Source organism: Patulibacter defluvii, assembly GCF_034096925.1.
Taxonomy (GTDB): Bacteria; Actinomycetota; Thermoleophilia; order Solirubrobacterales; family Solirubrobacteraceae; genus Patulibacter; species Patulibacter defluvii.
Window position 1 is genome coordinate 1 of the sequence record NZ_JAWZSQ010000009.1, and the last position, 16,849, is coordinate 16,849.

A 16,849-nucleotide genomic window follows, 5' to 3' on the forward strand; every position below is an offset into this window, starting at 1 on the left:
GCCGGCGCGCTCGAGGGCGCCTCGGCCGACGGCTCCGGCGACCGCACCAGCGGCGGCCGCGGCGGCTCGGGCAGCGGCGGCGGCTCCGCCCGCGGCGGATCGAGCAGCGGCTCCCCCGCTGGATCGGGCGCCGCGCCCACCCCCGCCGCCGGCGACCGGACCGACGACGCCACCGCCCGCGCCGCGACCCGCGCCGCCGCCCGCCGCCGACGCGCCCAGCCGGACGCCGACGACGGTGCCGCCGACCAGGTCGCCGGCACCGTCGTCGGCGCCAACGGCCCCACGCCGCGGACGGCCGGGGTCGCGGCCGGCGGCCCCGACGGCGGCGACGACGGTCCCACGCTGGGACTGGCCAGCGCGCTGCTGGCGGTCGCGCTCGCCGGCTCGCTGCTCGAGCGCCGCCGCGCCGAACGGGGACCGCGATGAGCCCCCGCCGACGCCCGCCGTCCCCCCCTCCTGCGCACCACCCCTGGGTACCCCGACCGATTGCGACGTTCCTGACATGCCGCCCCTCGACGCCCTGCCCGACCACGACGCTCCCGCCGACGCGTACACGGCCCCCGCGCCGCTATCGACGCCGGTCGCCGCCGACACCCGCCTCTCGCCCGCCGAGGAGGCGCGGACGATCGTCGCCGGCGCCACGATCGGCACCCTCGGCACGCTCTCCGAGGACGGCGGCCCCTGGGCCTCGATGGTCGCCTTCGCCACGCTCGCCGACGGCCGCCCGGTGCTCGTCGTCTCGACCCTGGCCGAGCACGGCCGCAACCTGCTGCGCGACCCGCGCGCGAGCCTCAGCGTCGTCGCGCCGGCGACCGGCGGCGATCCGCTCGACAGCGGCCGGGTGACGTTGGCCGGGGCGGTCGAGCCGGCCACCGGCGACGACGCCGAGCAGGCCCGCGAGGCCTACGTCGCCGCCGTCCCGCCGGCCGGCCTGTTCGCCGGCTTCGGCGACTTCCGGACCTGGCTGCTGCGGGTCGACCGCGCGCGCTGGGTCGGCGGCTACGGCCGGATGGACTCGGTCAGCGCCGACGACTACGCCGCCGCCGCGCCCGACCCGGTGCTGCCGGGCGCCGCCTACGCGGTCGAGCACCTGAACGCCGACCACGCCGACGCGCTGCTGGAGATGGCCCGCAACCTCGGCGGCTACGACGACGCCGACGAGGCCCGCTGCCTGCGCGCCGACCGCTACGGCCTGGACCTGCGCGTGACCACGCCGCGCGGCGTCGGCCGCTCGCGGATCGGCTTCGACGAGCGGCTCGACGCGCCGGCCGGGCTCCGGGCCGCGACCGTCGCCCTCGCCCGCCGGGCCCGCGGCGCGGTGCTGCTGCCGCTGCTGGCGCTGGCGCTGGTGGCCGGCGGCGTCGGCGCCACCGCCCCGACCGCCGACGCCGCCCCGACCGCCAAGGTCGCGGCCAAGAAGAAGAAGAGCTACAAGCGGGTCGTCGCGCTCTCGCCGTTCCTGGCCAACGCCGTCGCGCGGCTCGGGATCACCCCGAAGGCCGTCGGCGACGCGATCGACGCCGTCCCCCGCAACCGGCGGCTCAACGGGGTCCGGCGGCTGACGCTGGCGCACCCGAACGGGCCGAACCTCGAGCAGCTGATCCGAATCAAGCCGGACCTGGTGCTCTCGTCGCCGAACTGGCGGACCGGGACGCCGCGGATCCGCCGCCAGGGGATCGAGGTCGTCGACCATCTGGAGCCGCTGCGGATCAACGACGTCTCCCCCGCGGTCCGCCGGCTCGGCCGGCTGTTCGGCCGCGAGCGCAAGGCACGGACCGCGATCAAGCGGATCGACCGCGGGATCCGCGCCGCCCGCGGCGGGATCGTCAAGCGCCCGAAGGTGCTGCTGGTGCTCGGCGTCGGCCGCTCGACGATCGCCTTCCTGCCCAACAGCTGGGGCGGCGACGCGATCAGCTACGCCGGCGGCGAGCTGGTGACCGCGGGCCTGAAGGCGTCGTTCAACGCCGGCATCCCGGGCAGCTTCGCGCCGCTCAGCGACGAGGAGGTGCTGCGGCGCGATCCCGACGTGATCATCGTCGTGCCGCACGGCAACGTCTCCGCGATCGAGGCGACGAAGCAGTTCTTCCGCAACAAGCCGGGCTGGGCCCCGACCCGCGCGGCCAAGAGCGGCCAGATCCACATCGCCGACCCGAACACGCTGCTGCAGGCCTCCGACGATCCCGGCGCGGTGATCACGAAGGTCCGGCGCGAGTACCTGAAGAACTAGTGGCCCTGCGCCAAACCGCCGTCCTGGCGACCGCCGGGGCGCTGCTGGTGCTCGCCGCGCTGGCGTCGGTGGCGCTCGGCTCGACGACGATCCCGCTCGCCGACGTGCTGCACGCGCTGCCGCTGGTCGGCGACGGGAACGTCGACGAGGCGACCGACAAGATCATCGACAACCTGCGGATCCCGCGGACGGTGACGGCGATCGCCGTCGGCGCCGCGCTCGGGGTCTCGGGGGCGCTGCTGCAGGGCGCGCTGGCCAACCCGCTGGCCTCGCCCGAGGTGATCGGCGTCACCGCCGGCGCCGGCTTCGGCGCGATGGTCCTGCTGCTGGCGATCCCCGACGCGGTCGCCCTGGTGCCGCTGAGCGCGCTGGCCGTCGGCCTGCTCGCCGCCGGGCTGGTCTTCGTGGTCGCCTGGAGCGGCCGCGGCGGCGGCAGCATCGCGCGGCTGATCCTGGCCGGGATCGCGGTCAGCGCGGTCTTCACCGCCGGCACCACGATGCTGATGACCGCCTACCCCGACCGGGTCTCGTCGGCGATCTTCTTCATCGCCGGCTACATCGCCGACGACGGCTGGGGCGTGCTGGAGCACGTCTGGTACTACGTCGTCGCCGGGCTGGCGCTGGCCGCGCTGCTGGTGCGGCCGCTCGACCGGCTGGCGCTCGGCGACGACGTCGCCCAGTCGCTCGGCGTCCGCCCGCGCGCGATCCGGCTGGCCGCGGCGGCGGTCGCGGCGCTGCTGGCGGCCGCGGCGGCGGCGCTGGCCGGGCTGCTCGGCTTCGTCGGGCTGGTGGTCCCGCACGTGATGCGGATGGCCGGCGGCACCGCCAGCCACCGCTTCGTGGTCCCCGCCTCGGCGCTCGGCGGGGCGGCGATCCTGCTGATCGCCGACATCGTCTCGCGGCGGGTGGCGGCGCCGCTGGCGCTGCCGGTCGGGCCGTTCATGGTCGCGCTCGGCGTGCCGCTGTTCCTGTGGCTGCTGCGGAAGGCGGTCTGACGGTGACCGCGAGCGACCAGGCCCCGCCGCTGCTCGAGGTCCGCGACCTGGAGGTGCGGCTGGGCGGGCGGCCGATCGTCCACGCCGCCGACCTGACCGCCCGGCCGGGACGGCTGGTGGCGATCGTCGGCCCGAACGGGGCCGGCAAGTCGACGCTGGTGCGGACGGCGGCGGGGCTCCAGCGGGCGTCGGCCGGCAGCGTCCGCTGGCAGGGGACCGACGTCCGCCAGGTCTCCGGCCGGCGGCTGGCGCGGCTGCGGGCGTTCGTCCCCCAGCGGCCGCGGGTGCCGGACGGGATCGACGTCCGCGAGGCGGTGATGATCGGCCGCTCGCCCCAGATCGGGGCCCTCCGGCGGCCGGGCCGGGCCGATCGCGACGCGGTCGAGGATGCGCTCCGGCGGGCCTCGGCGCTGGAGCTGATCGACCGCCAGCTGTCGACCCTCTCCGGCGGCGAGCTGCAGCGGGTCCAGCTGGCCGTCGGGTTGGCCCAGGGCGCGCCGGTGCTGATCGCCGACGAGCCGACCTCGGCGCTCGACCTCGGCGCGACGGCGACCTTCGCCCAGCTGCTGCGGCGGCTGGCCGGCGACGGGCTGGCGATCGTGCTGGTGGTCCACGACCTGGCCCTGGCCGCGGCGATCGCCGACGAGGTGGTGGTGATGGCCGACGGGCGGACGGTCGCCAGCGGCCCCCCCGAGGCGGTGCTCGACCGCGAGCGGCTGGCCCGGATCTGGCGGGTCGACGCCGCGCTCCGCCGCGACGACCGCGGCCGGACGGCGCTCGACGTCGACTGGCTGACGCCGCCCGCCGGCGCCTGACCCGGGCATTGCCGACTATCACCGTCGGCTTTTGTTAGGGTGGCCGAAGGTTGATGTCCGGGTGTTGCCGGGCAGCGACCGCTCTCCCCCCGGATCCGACGCCTGGAGCAACCCGTGCCCCGCTCAGCCCGCGCCTCGCGCGCCCTCTCCCTGACCCTCGTCGCGGGAACCGCCGCCGCGCTGGTCCCGACCGCCGCCCACGCGGCCACGATCGACGGCGGCACGGTCACCGTCACGCCGAAGGGCGCCGCCGCCCGCGCGCTGACCCGGGCCGGGGTGACGATCAGCGCCGAGGGCGCCGCCAGCGGCAGCGGCGGCGCGATCGTGCTGCCGGTCAGCGGCGGCAGCACCGCGAAGGTCACGCTGGTCGACGTCGCCGGCGGCGCCGGGCTGCGGCTGAAGGGCCGCGACGGCAGCGTCACGCTGACCGACCTGCAGCTGAAGCTCGGCCGCACGCCGCTGGTCCGCGGCCGGATCGACGGCGGCCCGCGGCGCACGATCTTCCGGCTGAAGGCGACGACGCTCTACCCCGACGCCGCCGGCACCACCGCCTCGCGGCCGTCGCTGAGCCTGCGGCTGGTGGCCGGCGCGGTCCGCAGCCTCCGCGAGCAGCTGGGCGCGCCACGGCTGCGGGCCACCACCTTCGGCCGCGCCGGGGTCAGCGTGACGCTCGCGTCGGCGCCGGCGGTCGCGCCGCCGGTGATCCCGGTCAGCCCGATCGATCCCGGCCCGAGCGTCCCCACCGTCCCGACGACGCCGACCGTCCCGACGACGCCGACCAACCCCGGCCCGACCCTGACCGGCACCGCCGACTGGGGCGTCAAGGCCTCGTTCCGCGGCTACATCGCCAGCCCGATCGCCCACGGCACGATCACCGTCGCCGACGGCGCCGCGACCAACCCCGACGGCAGCTTCCGGTTCGCGCCGCCGGAGGGCAGCTACGACGCGGCCAGCGGCGCGATCGACGCCCGCTTCGGCGGCACGGTCACCTTCGACGGCCACGCCGGCGCGCTGCACGTGGTCCTCCGCCGGCCGCGGGTCGTGCTGGCCGCGGGCGCCACCGACGGCGTCCTGCGCGCCGACGTCACCAGCAAGGACATGGCCAGCGGCGCGCTGGTCGAGTACCCGGACGTCGCCCTCGCCACGCTCGACTTCGCCCAGGGCACGAAGTCGACCACCGCCACCGGCGTCAGCTGGAGCGGCGTCGCGGCCACGATGACCGCCGACGGCGCGCCGGCGTTCGCCAACTTCTACGCCGCCGGCACGGCGCTCGACCCGCTCTCGTTCGCCCTCGACAACGGCTGAGGAGGACGACGATGACCCCCCGCCGCGGCCTCGGCGTCGCGCTGCTCGCGACCGCCGGCCTGGCCACCGTGCCCGCCGGCGCCGTGGCGGCGTCCGCCCCCGGAACGACCACGATCCGACCCACGGGAACGGCCGGCCAGGCGCTGGCCAAGCAGGTCCGGATCGGCGCCGCGCGGCCGGCCACGGCCAAGCGCACGGCCTGGACGCTGGCGGTCGCGAGCGGCACCGTCGGCCGCAGCGCGGCCACGCTCGACCACCGCGGCGAGCTGCGGCTGCGGGCCGGCCGCCGCAGCCTGCGGATCAGCGCGGTCCGGACCGTGCTCGGCCGGCGCTCGTCGCTGCGGGCGCGGGTCGGCGGCCGCACGGTCACCGTCTTCACCATCGCCCCCGCGCGCAAGCGCCCGCCGCGCTACGACGCCGGCGCCCGCCGGGTGCGGCTCGACGGCGCCAGCCTGCGCCTGACCGCCGCCGGGGCCAGCGCCCTCCGTCGCGGGCTGCGGCTGCGGCGGCTGGCCGCCGGCCGCTTCGGCACCGTCGCCGTCCGCGCGACCCTGCCGGCGCCGGCGCCGCCCGCGCCCGGCGGTCCGACCGTCCCCGGCCCAGGACCGATCGCCCCGGGCCCACCGCCCGGGCCCGCCCCCGGCCCGGTCTGCGCGACCACCGATCCCGGCGACGTCCGCTACCCCGACGGCTATCCGGCGGTCCCCCCGGCCAGCGCCGCGCCGCCGGTTCGCTGGACCCTGCGGACCTCGCTGGTCGACTACCTGCTGCGCCGCTGGGCCTCGGTCGCCCCCGCGAGCGACCCGCTCTGCAGCCAGGGCTGGGGACGGCTGGTCGGCACCGGCGGCGCCGCGGTCGGGGTCAGCGCCGACGGCGCCGCGAGCCCGCCGGCTGCCTCGATCGTCTCGCTGGTCGACAGCGGCAACGCCGGCCAGCCCGACCGCGCCGGCGTCTTTGCCGCCTATCGCGCGACCCCCGACGCCAGCTACGCGGCGACCACCGCCGACGCCACCCGCTACCGGTCGCGGTTCACCGTCGCCGCCGTCGAGCGCGACCCGGCCAGCGACGAGGTCATCCTCCAGTTGCGGGGCACGGTCCACCTCGACATGCCGGCGCACCTGATCGACACCCGGATCAGCGACCCGCGGATCGTGATCGCCGCCGACCGCCAGCAGGCCCGGCTCTACGCCGACGGCCGCGACTCGGGGGCGATGGCCGACGCGCTGGCCGGTACGCCACGGCCGAAGCGCTGGCAGCAGCTGCCGCTGCTCGACCTCGACCTGTCGCAGGTGACCCCGACCGACGGCGACGGCATCCGGACCTGGACCGCGGTCCCGGCGACGGTCGCCCCCGACGCCCCGGGCGCGACCCCCGACCCGCAGCTCCAGCACTCGGCGGCCGCCGCGCTCGGCTCCGGCCAGTACCCGGCCGGCAGCCCCTTCGGCACGCTGACCATCGCCGTCCCGCTGGCGGAGCTGGGCCCGTGAGCGCGCCCCGCCGTCCTCTCCTCGCGGTCGCCGCCGTCGCGCTGCTCGCCGTCGGACCCGGCCTCCTGCCCGCGCCGGCGGCCGCCGCCACCGCCACCGCGCCGCGCGGGATCACCGTCCTGACGCTCGACGGTCCGGCGGCCACGCGGCTGCGGGCGGTCGCGACGGTCGACGCCCGCCGGCCGGCGGTCCGCCGCGGTCGCGCGCTGCGGCTGCCGGTCCGCAGCGGCAGCGTCGACGCCGCGCAGGGGATCGTCGACCACGAGGGCCGGCTGGTGCTGCGGGCCGGCGACCGCAAGCTCGGGCTGACCGGGCTGCGGGTGACCGTCCGCCACGGCGGCACGATCAGCGCCGTCGTCCGCGGCCGCCGCGAGCGGCTGCTGACCATCGCCAGCCGCGGCGCCGACCGCACGCTGCGGCCGACCGCCGGCACCGTCGGCCTGCGCGCCAGCCGCGTGACGCTGACCGCCCGCGGCGCCCGGATCCTGCGCCGGGCGCTGCGGCTGCCGCGGCTGCGCGGCGGGCGCTTCGGCACCGTCGCGGTCGACGCCCGGCTGGGCGCGCTGACCCCCGCCCCGTCACTGCCGGCCGGCAGCGCCCTGACCCCGACGGCGGACGCCCGGCCGGTCGTCGCCGGCACCCTGACCTGGCGCCAGCGACCGTCGTGGCTGCAGTACATCGAGAGCGGCCGCGGCAGCGACCCCGACGGCGGCACGACGGTGATCGCGCCGGCGACGGCGGGGCCGGTCGAGTCGCTCTCGGTCGACGGCCGCGAGCCGATCGCGCTGCCGTACAGCCACGTCTACCCGCTGACCAGCGGCTGGTACGACCCGGTCCTCGGCGTCGGCGCGATCCGCTTCGGCGGCGGCCTCCGGCACCGCTTCTCCAGCCACCTGATCGACTACGCCGCGACCGATCCCGAGCTGGTCCTGAACGGGGCCGACTCGCAGCTGGTCGCGACGCTGAAGGGCGCGCCCGGATCGACCACCAGCTTCGACGGCCGCGGCCGCTACGTCACGCTCGACCTGGCGGCGGCGGAGCGGACGATCGCCGGCGACGAGGTCGCGGTGACCGGGATCGCGGGCCGCGTGCCGGCCAGCGGCAGCGGCGCCTTCCAGGGCTTCTACGCCGACGGCGACCCGTTCGGCGGGATCGACCGGGTGCAGCTGACCCTCGGCCGCTGAGGGCGGCGGACGGCGGAGGGGCGGCCTGCGTTAGGCTGCCCGAACTCCGTGTCCGCGATCCGGGTTCCTCGCTTGCGCCGTTCCGCCGTCCTCGTCCTCCTCGCCGCCGTCGCCCTGCCGGCGGCCGCCGCGCCCGCCGCCCCGGCCGCGACCGTCGCGGCGAGCGGCGGGACCACGACCGTCCGGCCCGGCGTCGCGCTCGAGCGGGCGAAGGTCCGGCTCGAGGCGACCGGCGACGCCCGCCGGCGGAGCGGCCGGATCGTGCTGCCGATCGCCGCCGGCAGCGTCGGCCGCGACGGCGAGGCGACGACGCTGCGCCACGCCACCCGCGCCGGCCTGCGGCTGCGCGCGCCCCGCGGCCGGGTCACGATCAGCGCCCTGCGGCTCGACCTCGACCGCACGCCGACCGTCGTCGGCCGGGTCGGCGGCGGCCCGCGGCGGACGCTCTTCCGCGTCGCCCCCGCCGCCCCGCTGCGGATCGACGCGGCGGCCGGCACCGCCGGCGGCGCGCTGCGGCTGACCGCGACCAGCGCCACCCTGCGGACGCTGCGCCGGGCCCTGCGGCTGCCGAAGCTGCCGGGCGCGAAGATCGCCCGCGCGACGGTCGCGGCGACGTTCGCCCCGACCACCGGCGGCCCCGGTCCGGCGTCGACCCGGATCGCCAGCGGCCACGCCGACTGGGGCGTCAAGGCCTCCTTCCGCCGCTACCTGGCCGGCGCCTTCGCGGGCGGCACCACCACCCTCGCCGACGGCGCGGCCAACAACCCCGACGGCAGCTTCCGGTTCGCCGCCGGCAGCGGCCAGCACGACCCCGCGACCGGTGCGCTCGACGCCCGCTTCGCCGGCAGCGTGCTCTTCAGCGGCCACGGCAGCGGCGACGCCGCGATGCTGCGGGTCGAGATCCGGCGGCCGCGGATCGTCGTCGCCGCCGGCGCCAAGCAGGGCATGCTCCACGCCGACGTCCGCAGCAAGAGCCTCTCCTCGGGCCACGTCGTCGACTACCCGAACGTGGGCCTCGCGACGCTCGACCTGACCAAGGGCAGCCGGACGGCGAACGGGAAGACCGTCGGCTGGAGCGGCGTCCCGGCGACCCTGACCGAGGCCGGCGCCCCCGCCTTCGCCGACTTCTACCACCCGGGCGAGGCGCTCGACCCGATCACGTTCTCCGTCGTCAACGGCTGATCCGGCCGCTCACGCCGCCGGCGCGGCCGGCTCGCCGCGGAAGGTCCGGCGGTAGGCGAGCGGGGCGACGCCGATCGTCGCCTGCAGGTGCTGGCGGAGCCCCGCCGCGCTGCCGAAGCCGGCCTCGTGGGCGACGGTCTCGACCGGCAGGTCGGTGGTCTCCAGCAGGCTCCGGGCCAGGTCGACGCGGCGCTGGATGATCCAGCGCGCCGGACTGACGCCGACCTCGGCCCGGAAGCGGCGGCTGAAGGTGCGGACGCTCATCCGTGCGTGGGCGGCCATCTCGGCCAGGGTCAGCGGGTCGCGCAGCCGCCCCAGCGCCCACTCGCGGGTCGGCGCGGTCGTCGCGTCGCCGTGGCGCGGCGGGGGCGGCTCGACGAACTGGGCCTGACCGCCCTCCCGCCACGGCGACACGACGCAGCGGCGGGCGGCGGCGTTGGCCACCATCGCCCCGTGGTCGCGCCGGATCAGGTGCAGGCAGAGGTCGACCCCGGCCGCCCCGCCCGCCGCGGTCAGCACCCGCCCGTCGTCGACGAACAGCACGTCGGGATCGAGGGTGACGCGCGGGAACAGCCGCCGGAAGCGCTCGGCCTGCATCCAGTGGGTGGCCGCCGGCCGGCCGTCGAGCAGGCCGGCCGCGGCCAGCACGAACGAGCCGGTGCAGATCGAGACCACCCGCGTCCGCTCGGGGATCGCGCGCAGCGCCGCCAGCACCGGCTCCGGCAGCACGCCGTCCTCGGCCAGCGCGCCCTCCGGCTCCTGGGTCGCGACGACGACCGTGTCGGCCCGCCGCAGCAGCCGCTCGTCGTGGTCGACGGCGATCGAGAAGTCGGCGCTGGTGCGGACCGACCCGCCGCCGATCGCGCAGGTCGCGACGGCGTAGAGCGGGCGACCGTCGCCGTCGCGCGCCGCGCCGAAGACGCGCGCGGGGATCCCGAGGTCGAAGGGGACGACCCGATCGAGGGCGAGCACCGCGACGCGATGGACCATGGCCAGATTCTTGCGCATCTTGTCTTTTCGGCCACTGGTGGGCTCGTCGCCGCGCCGGAACACTCGCTCCATGAGCACGATCGAGCAGACCATGCGCGCCCTGACCGTCCCCGCCTGGGGCGCGGACGAGCCCCTCCGCGAGACCCACCTCCCCCGCCCCGTTCCGGGGCCGACCGAGGTCCTCGTCGCCGTCCGCGCGGCCGGCGTCAACCCGGTCGACTGGAAGTCGCGCGCCTCGGGCGGATTCGGGATGTGGGACGAGCCGGCGATCCTCGGCTGGGACGTCTCCGGCGTGGTCGCGGAGGTCGGCCCCGGCTCGACCCTGTTCGCGGTCGGCGACGAGGTCTTCGGGATGCCGCGCTTCCCGCGCCAGGCCGGGGCCTACGCCGAGTACGTCGTCGCGCCCGCCCGCCAGCTGGCGCCGAAGCCCGCGGCCCTCTCCCACGTCGAGGCGGCCGCGCTGCCGCTGGTCGGCCTGACCGCCTGGCAGGCGCTGGCCGAGGTCGCCCACGTCCAGCCCGGCGAGCGGGTCCTGGTCCACGCCGCAGCCGGCGGGCTCGGGCACGTGGCGGTCCAGATCGCGCGGGCGCTCGGGGCGAGCGTCGTCGGCACCGCCTCGGCCGGCAAGCACGCGCTGCTGCGGCGGCTCGGGGTGGACGAGCCGATCGACTACACCGCCGTCGACTTCGTCACCGCCACCGCGCCGGTCGACGTCGTCCTCGACACGATCGGCGGCGACTACGCCCGGCGCTCGCTGGCGCTGCTGCGCGACGGCGGCCGGCTGGTCTCGATCACCGGTCCGGACGCCCCCGGCGCCGAGGTCGAGGCGGCGGCCGCGGCGCGCGGGATCCGGACCGGCTGGACCGTCGTCGAGCCCGACCGCCACGGCCTGCTGCAGCTGGCGCGGCTGGTCGACGAGGGCCGGCTGCGGCCGGAGATCGCCGCGGTGCTGCCGCTGGCCGAGGCCGACCGCGCGCACCAGCTGGGCGCGACCAACCGGACCGCCGGCAAGATCGTGCTGGAGGTCGGCGACGGCGACCGCTGACCCCGTCGACTACGGTTCAGCGCCGTGACCGACACCGAGCCGCCCTGCCCCGAGTGCGCCAGCGAGTACACCTACCCGCGCGGCGGGTTCCAGGTCTGCTCGATGTGCGCCCACGAGTGGGAGCCGGGCGCCGCCGCTCCCGAGGCGGAGACGGCGCCGGTGATCCGCGACGCCGTCGGCAACGTCCTCGCCGACGGCGACACGGTCACCGTCACCCGGACGCTCAAGGTCAAGGGCAGCTCGGCCCCGGTCAAGGCCGGGACCAAGGTCCGCAACATCCGGCTGGTCGACGGCGTCGGCGACCACGACATCGAGTGCCGGATCGACGGCTTCGGCGCGATGCAGCTGAAGTCGAGCGTCGTCAAGAAGGCCTAGCCAGCGCCCGCGGCGGGTCGGGCAGCGACAGCGCCAGCCCGAGCGCCGCGACCGCGAAGACCGGCAGCGTCAGCAGCGCGGTGTGGAGGCTGGTCGCGTCGGCCAGCGCCCCGAGCCCGGTCGCGAGCAGGCCGCCGAGGCCGATCGCCAGCCCGAGCGTGATCCCCGACGAGAGGCCGGTGCGGCCCGGCAGGTACTCGTGGCCGAGCACGACCGTGGTCGCGAACGGCCCGTCAACGGTCAGCCCGACGCCGAGCAGCAGCACCAGGAAGAGCGCCAGCCCGACGTGCGGCAGCGCGGCCAGCAGCAGCGCCAGCGGCAGCATCGCCCAGACCAGCACCACCCGCCGGCCGAAGCGGTCGGCGCAGCGGCCGCCGATCAGGGTCCCGAGCGCGCCGGCGGCCAGCATCGCCACCAGCGCCAGGGTCCCGACGCCGTCGCCGGTCCCGAGCTGCTGGACCAGGTAGAGCGGCACGAACGCCTGCAGCGCGAAGAAGGCCGCGGTCCGCGAGACGGCGGCGCCGGCCAGGCGGGTGAACGGTCCCCAGGCGGCGGGCGTCGCCGTGGTGGGCGTGCCGGCGCGGGTGGGCGCGGCCGCGGCGGCCGCCGGGGCGATCCGCGGCAGCTCGCGCGCCAGCAGCGCCGCCACCGCCAGTCCCGGCAGCGCCAGCAGCGGCGCCGCGTCGAGGCCGCCGATCGCCAGCACCAGCAGCACCAGCGCCGGCCCGACCGCGAAGCCGACGTTGCCGCCGATCGAGAAGTAGCTCATCCCGCGGGCGCTGCCGCCGGCGACCGCGCCGGCCATCCGCGCGCCCTCGGGGTGGAAGAGGGCCACGCCGAGCCCGCTGACGGCCAGCGCCACGGCCAGCGCCAGGTAGCTGTGGCAGAGCCCGACGGCGCCCAGGCCGAGGGCGCCGATCGCGACCCCGATCGGGGCCAGCCGCGGCGTCGACAGCCGGTCGGCCCAGAGCCCGAAGAGCGGCTGGACCACCGATGAGCCGATCGTCGCGATCGAGACCAGCGCGGTCGCCGAGGCCAGGCTCAGGCCGCGGTGGGCGATCAGGGCCGGCAGCAGCGCCGGCACCGCGCCCTGGCAGAGGTCGGCGCAGCCGTGGCCGAGCGACAGCCGGCCCATCGCCCGCCGGTCGATCGCCGCGGCGGTCACGGCCGGACCCCGGCGGTCAGCAGCGCCGCGACCCGGGTGGTCGCCTTCTCGACGCTCCAGCGGTGGCCGGTGCGCAGGTGGCGGTAGGTCCAGCCGGCGGCGTTGAAGAGCAGCGTCGCGGTCTCCTCGGGATCGTCGTCGGCGGCGAGGGTCCCGTCGCGGGCGCCGTCCTCGAGGATCCGGCGGAGGGCGTCGGTGAAGCCGGGACGGGTCAGGACCTCGCCCTCGCCCGGCTCGTGGAAGACGTCCGGCAGCCGGTCGCCGAGGCCGTCGATCAGCCCCCGGTAGCGCTCGTCGACCGCGCAGACGGCGCGCAGGGCCTGCTCCAGCCGCGCGACCGCCGGGCCGGATGCCGTCAAGGCCGGCAGCGCCGCGGCGGCGTACTCGTCGCGCAGCAGCTCGGAGAGGCCGTCGGCGACCTCCTGCTTGGTGATGCCGTGGCGGTGGAGGGTCGCCCGCGAGACGCCGGAGGCGCGGGCCAGGTCGGCGATCGTGACCTCGTGCCACGACTGCGGCCCCAGCTCGTCCCGAACCCGCCGCAACTGCTCCACGCTCAACATGAGACGGAAGAGTAGCGTGAATGAGACTTCTATGTCTCACGGCGGGTCCGGCGGGAGGTCAGCCCGGACGGCGGGCGGTCACGGTCAGCCGCGCGCCGGCGGCCGGGATCATCGTCACGTTGCGGTGGGCCGGTCGCTCGGCGGCGGCGTCGACGGCGGCCATGTCGGTCCGCAGGACGATCTCGCGGAGGACGATCCGCAGCTCGGCCATCGCCAGCGCGGCGCCGAGGCAGCGACGGATCCCGCCGCCGAAGGGCAGCCAGGTGTAGGTGCCGGGCTTGACCCCGAGGAACCGCTCGGGCCGGAAGGCGAGCGGATCGGGGTAGAGGTCGGCGCGGCGGTGGAGCAGCAGGATGCTGATCAGGATCCGGCTGCCGGCGGGGACGGCGACATCGCCCAGCCGCCACGGCACCAGGACCTCGCGGCCGATCGTCGGCACCACCGGCCGGATCCGCATCGCCTCGTGGATCACCGCGTCGACGTAGCCGTCGTCCTCGCCGGAGCGGACCGACTCGCGCAGGCGGTCGTAGGCGGCGGGGGTGCGGAGCAGCCGCTCGAAGGCCCAGGCGAGCGTGTTGGCGGTCGTCTCGTGGCCGGCGAGGACCAGGGTCACCAGCTCGTTGCGCAGCTCCAGGTCGGTCAGCTGCTCGCCCTCCTCGGTGCGGGCGTCGAGCAGCATCGAGAGCACGTCGTGGCCCTCGCCGGGGCGGTGGGCGGCGCGGCGGGCCGCGATCAGCGGGTAGATCGCGCGGTCGAGCCAGTCCATCGCCAGCCGCTGGGCGCCGACCGCCTCGTCGCTGCCGACGTTCAGCAGCTCGGCGAGCTTGGCGCCGGGGCCGACCGAGAGCGCGAGGATCCCGCGGACGGTGCGGCGCAGGCGGTGCTCGGCGGTGCCGGGAGCGGGACGGCCGTCGATCCCGAAGACGCCGGCCAGGATCACGTCGAGGGTGATCGCCTGGGCGGCGGGGGCCAGCCGGAAGGGCTTGCCGACGGGCCAGCCGGCGATCTCGCGCTCGGCGGCGATCGTGATCTGGTCGCGGTAGTGGGCGATCGCCTCGCCGTGGAAGGCGGGCAGCAGCAGCTTCCGCTGGCGCATGTGGCGGGGGCCGACGGCGGTCAGCACCGAGCTGTCGCCGACGATCGGCCGCAGCGGCGACTGGCCGGTCAGCGACGGGGCGACGGCCGGGTCGGCGGTCAGCAGCGAGCGCACGTGGTCGGGGTGCGAGGTGTAGGTGACGCGCTCCTGGCTCAGGTCGAGCGAGAAGACGTCGCCGTAGCGGCGCTGGGCGGCGATCAGCAGGCTCGACTGGCGGACGCTGAAGCGCAGTGTCTGGCGGCGGGGGCCGCCGGGCAGGACGGGCGGCGCGGGCAGGCCGGTCTCGCCGTCGCCGAGCGGGCCGGCGGGCGACGCGGGGGCCGCCTGGCTGATGGTCTCGGTGCCGCTGGTCGTCATCGCGCTTCTCCGGTCCCTGGCCGCTATTGGACGCACTGTAGAATTAGCCCGCCGCCCCGGACTGTGATCTACCGCACACGGCCGGCTCCTAGGCTGACGACGACGTGCCCGAGCCCGAGCGACCGCCCCGAACGCGACTGCCGATCGACCGCCGGCGCGAGCAGATCCTCGAGGTCACGATGGGCCTCTTCGCCCAGCGGCCGTACGAGGAGCTGTCGATGGACGGGATCGCCGAGGCGTGCGGGGTCTCGCGGGCGCTGCTCTACCACCACTTCGGCGACAAGCGGCGGCTGTACGTGGCCACGATCGCGGCCGCGGCCGGGCGGCTGACGGCGCCCGACGAAGAGGCCGGGGCGGGCGCGGCGAGCGTCGAGGGCGCAGCGGGCGGCGAGAGCGCGGCGGGCGGCGGGCCGCCGGACGCCGCCGCCGACCCGGCCGAGGACGAGCTGCGGACGGGGCTCCGTCACTACTTCGCCACGGTCGAGAAGGCGCCCGAGGTGCACGCCGCCTTCCGCCGCGCGGCGGCCACCGACCCGGAGATCGCCGGCATCGTCGCCGCGACCCGCGAGGGCTTCGCCGCCCGCGTGGTCGAGGCGATCGAGGGCGGTCCGGAGTCACCCCTCGCCTGGGCGGCGGCCCGCGCCTGGGTGGCGGCGGTCGAGGCGGCGGCGGCCGACTGGATCAGCCGCCGCGCCCCGGCCACCGACGACCTGATCGAGGTCCTGGTGGCCGCGCTGGAGGCCTCGATCGACGCCGTCCGGGCGCAGGATCCGACGGTCGGGGGCTGAGGGGTGGCATGGCGGCGGCCGATCGTCCCTAACGGAATCGGCAAGTTTCGTTAGAGACGATCGGCGACCGGAACGCGGGCGTTCTGGTCGCCGATCCCGACCGCCTGGCGCCAGACCGGCTCGTCGAACCGGACCGGGAGCGGCCGGTCGCTTCCGGCCATTCAGCCCTCGCCGTCGGCAGGACCCATCTGGTCGACCAGCGCCGAGAACTCGGCCTCGGTCGCGGGCGTTGCGCCGAGCCGGGCGTAGACCTCGCTCATCGGCACCGGCGGGGTCACCTCCAACAGCTGCGAGGCGAGGCGATCCATCCGCGCCGCGACCTGCTCGGCCTGCCGCGCGTCGAGCGTCTGCACCGCCGAGAGCGTCCGCGTCAGACCGTCGAACTGCTCCTGGAGCCGGGCGAACACGTCAGCCTGTGCGCTCATGGGTCAACGGTAGCGCCAGCCACCGACGATCCAAACCCGCGCGACCATCGCCCCCAAACGACGGAACCCCCGGCGACTCGCCGAGGGTTCCGTATCGAGAGCGGCAGACGAGGCTCGAACTCGCGACCCTCAGCTTGGGAAGCTGATGCTCTACCAACTGAGCTACTGCCGCACGCTGCGGCGAGGATATCGCGCCCGACCGGCGGGGGTCGGGCCGGGCGGCGCGGCGCGGCCGTCGCGCGGCCGAATCCCTAACGTTCTTGGGCGATGCGCCGCTCTGCCGTGCCGTTCCTGCTCGGGATCCTCGCCCTCGGCCTGATCGGGCTGCTGGTCTTCGCGATGGCCCGGACCGGGGAGGGCGAGGATCGGCGGGACACGATCGACGCGCAGATCCAGGCCGGCAAGGTGGTCGCCGCCCCCGGGCTGCAGCGGCAGCTGCCGCGGGTCGGCCATGACGGCACCGCCCGGATCGCCGACTACCGCGGCCAAGTCGTCGTCCTCAACATCTGGGCCTCGTGGTGCCAGCCCTGCAAGGCCGAGGCCCCGCTGCTGGAGCGCACCCACCAGGCGCTGCGCAAGGCCAACGCCGGCACCGTCCTCGGCGTCACCAACCGCGACACGCCCGAGGACAGCGTCGCCTTCGCCCGCCGCTACGGCATGACCTATCCCTCGCTCGGCGATCCCGGCAGCAAGCTCGCCACCGACTACGGCGCCCTCCAGGTGCCCGAGACGATCGTGATCGACCGCCAGGGCCGGATCCGCGACCTCGTCCGCGGCGAGGTCGACGTCGCCTTCCTCCGCCGCGCCCTCGGCGAGGCCGGCGTCCCCGCCGCCGGCCTGCCCGCCCGCTGAC

General features: G+C 77.0%; 15 protein-coding genes, 1 tRNA gene and 3 pseudogenes. 13 read left to right on the plus strand and 6 right to left on the minus strand.

Annotated features, from left to right (window positions below; genetic code table 11):
• The 9 genes and pseudogenes from SH587_RS11200 to SH587_RS11235 all read left to right on the plus strand — a co-directional run.
• Nucleotides 1–426, plus strand: a pseudogene (locus SH587_RS11200) (hypothetical protein); the annotation flags it as partial.
• 76 nt (nt 427–502) lie between these two features.
• Nucleotides 503–1,312 (plus strand): annotated as a pseudogene (locus SH587_RS24640) (HugZ family pyridoxamine 5'-phosphate oxidase); the annotation flags it as partial.
• A 138-nt stretch (nt 1,313–1,450) separates the two neighbouring features.
• Nucleotides 1,451–2,227, plus strand: a pseudogene (locus SH587_RS24645) (ABC transporter substrate-binding protein); the annotation flags it as partial.
• The gene (locus tag SH587_RS11210) at nt 2,227–3,222 is read left to right on the plus strand and encodes a FecCD family ABC transporter permease (RefSeq protein ID WP_320670698.1); all 996 of its coding nucleotides are present in this window, start codon (nt 2,227–2,229) and stop codon (nt 3,220–3,222) included. The pseudogene SH587_RS24645 and the gene SH587_RS11210, both read left to right, overlap by 1 nt.
• A 2-nt stretch (nt 3,223–3,224) precedes the next feature.
• Entirely contained in the window at nt 3,225–4,037 is an 813-nt protein-coding gene (locus tag SH587_RS11215; RefSeq protein WP_320670699.1) for an ABC transporter ATP-binding protein, read from the plus strand.
• A gap of 114 nt (nt 4,038–4,151) precedes the next feature.
• Nucleotides 4,152–5,342 carry an HtaA domain-containing protein gene (locus tag SH587_RS11220; protein WP_320670700.1) on the plus strand — a complete coding sequence of 397 codons (1,191 nt, stop codon included), beginning with the start codon at nt 4,152–4,154 and terminating at the stop codon, nt 5,340–5,342.
• 11 nt (nt 5,343–5,353) lie between these two features.
• Nucleotides 5,354–6,829: an HtaA domain-containing protein gene (locus tag SH587_RS11225; RefSeq protein WP_320670701.1), complete on the plus strand. Its 1,476-nt coding sequence runs from the start codon at nt 5,354–5,356 to the stop codon at nt 6,827–6,829.
• Nucleotides 6,826–8,013: an HtaA domain-containing protein gene (locus tag SH587_RS11230; protein ID WP_320670702.1), complete on the plus strand. Its 1,188-nt coding sequence runs from the start codon at nt 6,826–6,828 to the stop codon at nt 8,011–8,013. Before SH587_RS11225 ends, SH587_RS11230 begins: the two co-directional genes overlap by 4 nt.
• 72 nt (nt 8,014–8,085) lie before the next feature.
• Nucleotides 8,086–9,195 carry an HtaA domain-containing protein gene (locus SH587_RS11235; protein WP_320670703.1) on the plus strand — a complete coding sequence of 370 codons (1,110 nt, stop codon included), beginning with the start codon at nt 8,086–8,088 and terminating at the stop codon, nt 9,193–9,195.
• Between the two features lie 9 nt (nt 9,196–9,204).
• Here the strand turns inward: SH587_RS11235 and SH587_RS11240 are convergent, their stop codons facing one another.
• Nucleotides 9,205–10,185 (minus strand): GlxA family transcriptional regulator, encoded by a 981-nt coding sequence (locus SH587_RS11240; protein ID WP_320670704.1) that lies wholly within the window; start codon nt 10,183–10,185, stop codon nt 9,205–9,207.
• A 70-nt stretch (nt 10,186–10,255) separates the two neighbouring features.
• Here SH587_RS11240 and SH587_RS11245 point away from each other — a divergent pair, with 70 nt between their 5' ends.
• Together SH587_RS11245 and SH587_RS11250 are read left to right on the plus strand one after the other, a co-directional pair.
• On the plus strand, nt 10,256–11,230 hold the full coding sequence (locus tag SH587_RS11245) for an NADP-dependent oxidoreductase (RefSeq protein ID WP_320670705.1): 975 nt from the start codon (nt 10,256–10,258) through the stop codon (nt 11,228–11,230).
• 24 nt (nt 11,231–11,254) lie between these two features.
• Entirely contained in the window at nt 11,255–11,605 is a 351-nt protein-coding gene (locus SH587_RS11250) for a zinc ribbon domain-containing protein YjdM (protein ID WP_320670706.1), read from the plus strand.
• Here the strand turns inward: SH587_RS11250 and SH587_RS11255 are convergent.
• Genes SH587_RS11255 through SH587_RS11265 form a run of 3 tightly spaced genes read right to left on the minus strand, consistent with a single transcriptional unit; the run spans nt 11,592 to nt 14,783 of the window.
• A complete protein-coding gene (locus tag SH587_RS11255; protein ID WP_320670707.1) occupies nt 11,592–12,770 on the minus strand; it encodes an MFS transporter in 1,179 nt (392 codons plus the stop codon). The two genes, SH587_RS11250 and SH587_RS11255, sit on opposite strands and share 14 nt — an antisense overlap.
• Nucleotides 12,767–13,330, minus strand: coding sequence for a TetR/AcrR family transcriptional regulator (locus tag SH587_RS11260; protein WP_320670708.1), 564 nt, complete (start codon nt 13,328–13,330; stop codon nt 12,767–12,769). Before SH587_RS11260 ends, SH587_RS11255 begins: the two co-directional genes overlap by 4 nt.
• A 58-nt stretch (nt 13,331–13,388) precedes the next feature.
• On the minus strand, nt 13,389–14,783 hold the full coding sequence (locus SH587_RS11265) for a cytochrome P450 (protein ID WP_320670709.1): 1,395 nt from the start codon (nt 14,781–14,783) through the stop codon (nt 13,389–13,391).
• A 104-nt stretch (nt 14,784–14,887) separates the two neighbouring features.
• On the opposite strand from SH587_RS11265, the gene SH587_RS11270 reads away from it, so the two are divergent.
• On the plus strand, nt 14,888–15,571 hold the full coding sequence (locus SH587_RS11270; protein WP_320670710.1) for a TetR/AcrR family transcriptional regulator: 684 nt from the start codon (nt 14,888–14,890) through the stop codon (nt 15,569–15,571).
• 161 nt (nt 15,572–15,732) lie between these two features.
• Here SH587_RS11270 and SH587_RS11275 read toward each other — a convergent pair whose 3' ends face one another.
• Together SH587_RS11275 and SH587_RS11280 are read right to left on the minus strand one after the other, a co-directional pair.
• Nucleotides 15,733–15,996: a hypothetical protein gene (locus tag SH587_RS11275; protein ID WP_320670711.1), complete on the minus strand. Its 264-nt coding sequence runs from the start codon at nt 15,994–15,996 to the stop codon at nt 15,733–15,735.
• Between the two features lie 99 nt (nt 15,997–16,095).
• Nucleotides 16,096–16,168, minus strand: a tRNA-Gly gene (locus SH587_RS11280).
• Between the two features lie 95 nt (nt 16,169–16,263).
• On the opposite strand from SH587_RS11280, the gene SH587_RS11285 reads away from it, so the two are divergent.
• On the plus strand, nt 16,264–16,848 hold the full coding sequence (locus SH587_RS11285; protein WP_320670712.1) for a TlpA family protein disulfide reductase: 585 nt from the start codon (nt 16,264–16,266) through the stop codon (nt 16,846–16,848).
• The last annotated feature ends 1 nt before the right edge of the window (nt 16,849 follow it).

What these genes read in the sequence shown, in the direction of transcription:
- SH587_RS11240 (WP_320670704.1), bottom strand. Translation starts at nt 10,185, where the DNA reads ATGGTCCATCGCGTCGCGGTGCTCGCCCTCGATCGGGTCGTCCCCTTC.
- SH587_RS11260 (WP_320670708.1), bottom strand. Translation starts at nt 13,330, where the DNA reads ATGTTGAGCGTGGAGCAGTTGCGGCGGGTTCGGGACGAGCTGGGGCCG.
- SH587_RS11285 (WP_320670712.1), top strand. Translation starts at nt 16,264, where the DNA reads ATGCGCCGCTCTGCCGTGCCGTTCCTGCTCGGGATCCTCGCCCTCGGC.
- SH587_RS11265 (WP_320670709.1), bottom strand. Translation starts at nt 14,783, where the DNA reads ATGACGACCAGCGGCACCGAGACCATCAGCCAGGCGGCCCCCGCGTCG.
- SH587_RS11225 (WP_320670701.1), top strand. Translation starts at nt 5,354, where the DNA reads ATGACCCCCCGCCGCGGCCTCGGCGTCGCGCTGCTCGCGACCGCCGGC.
- SH587_RS11275 (WP_320670711.1), bottom strand. Translation starts at nt 15,996, where the DNA reads ATGAGCGCACAGGCTGACGTGTTCGCCCGGCTCCAGGAGCAGTTCGAC.
- SH587_RS11245 (WP_320670705.1), top strand. Translation starts at nt 10,256, where the DNA reads ATGAGCACGATCGAGCAGACCATGCGCGCCCTGACCGTCCCCGCCTGG.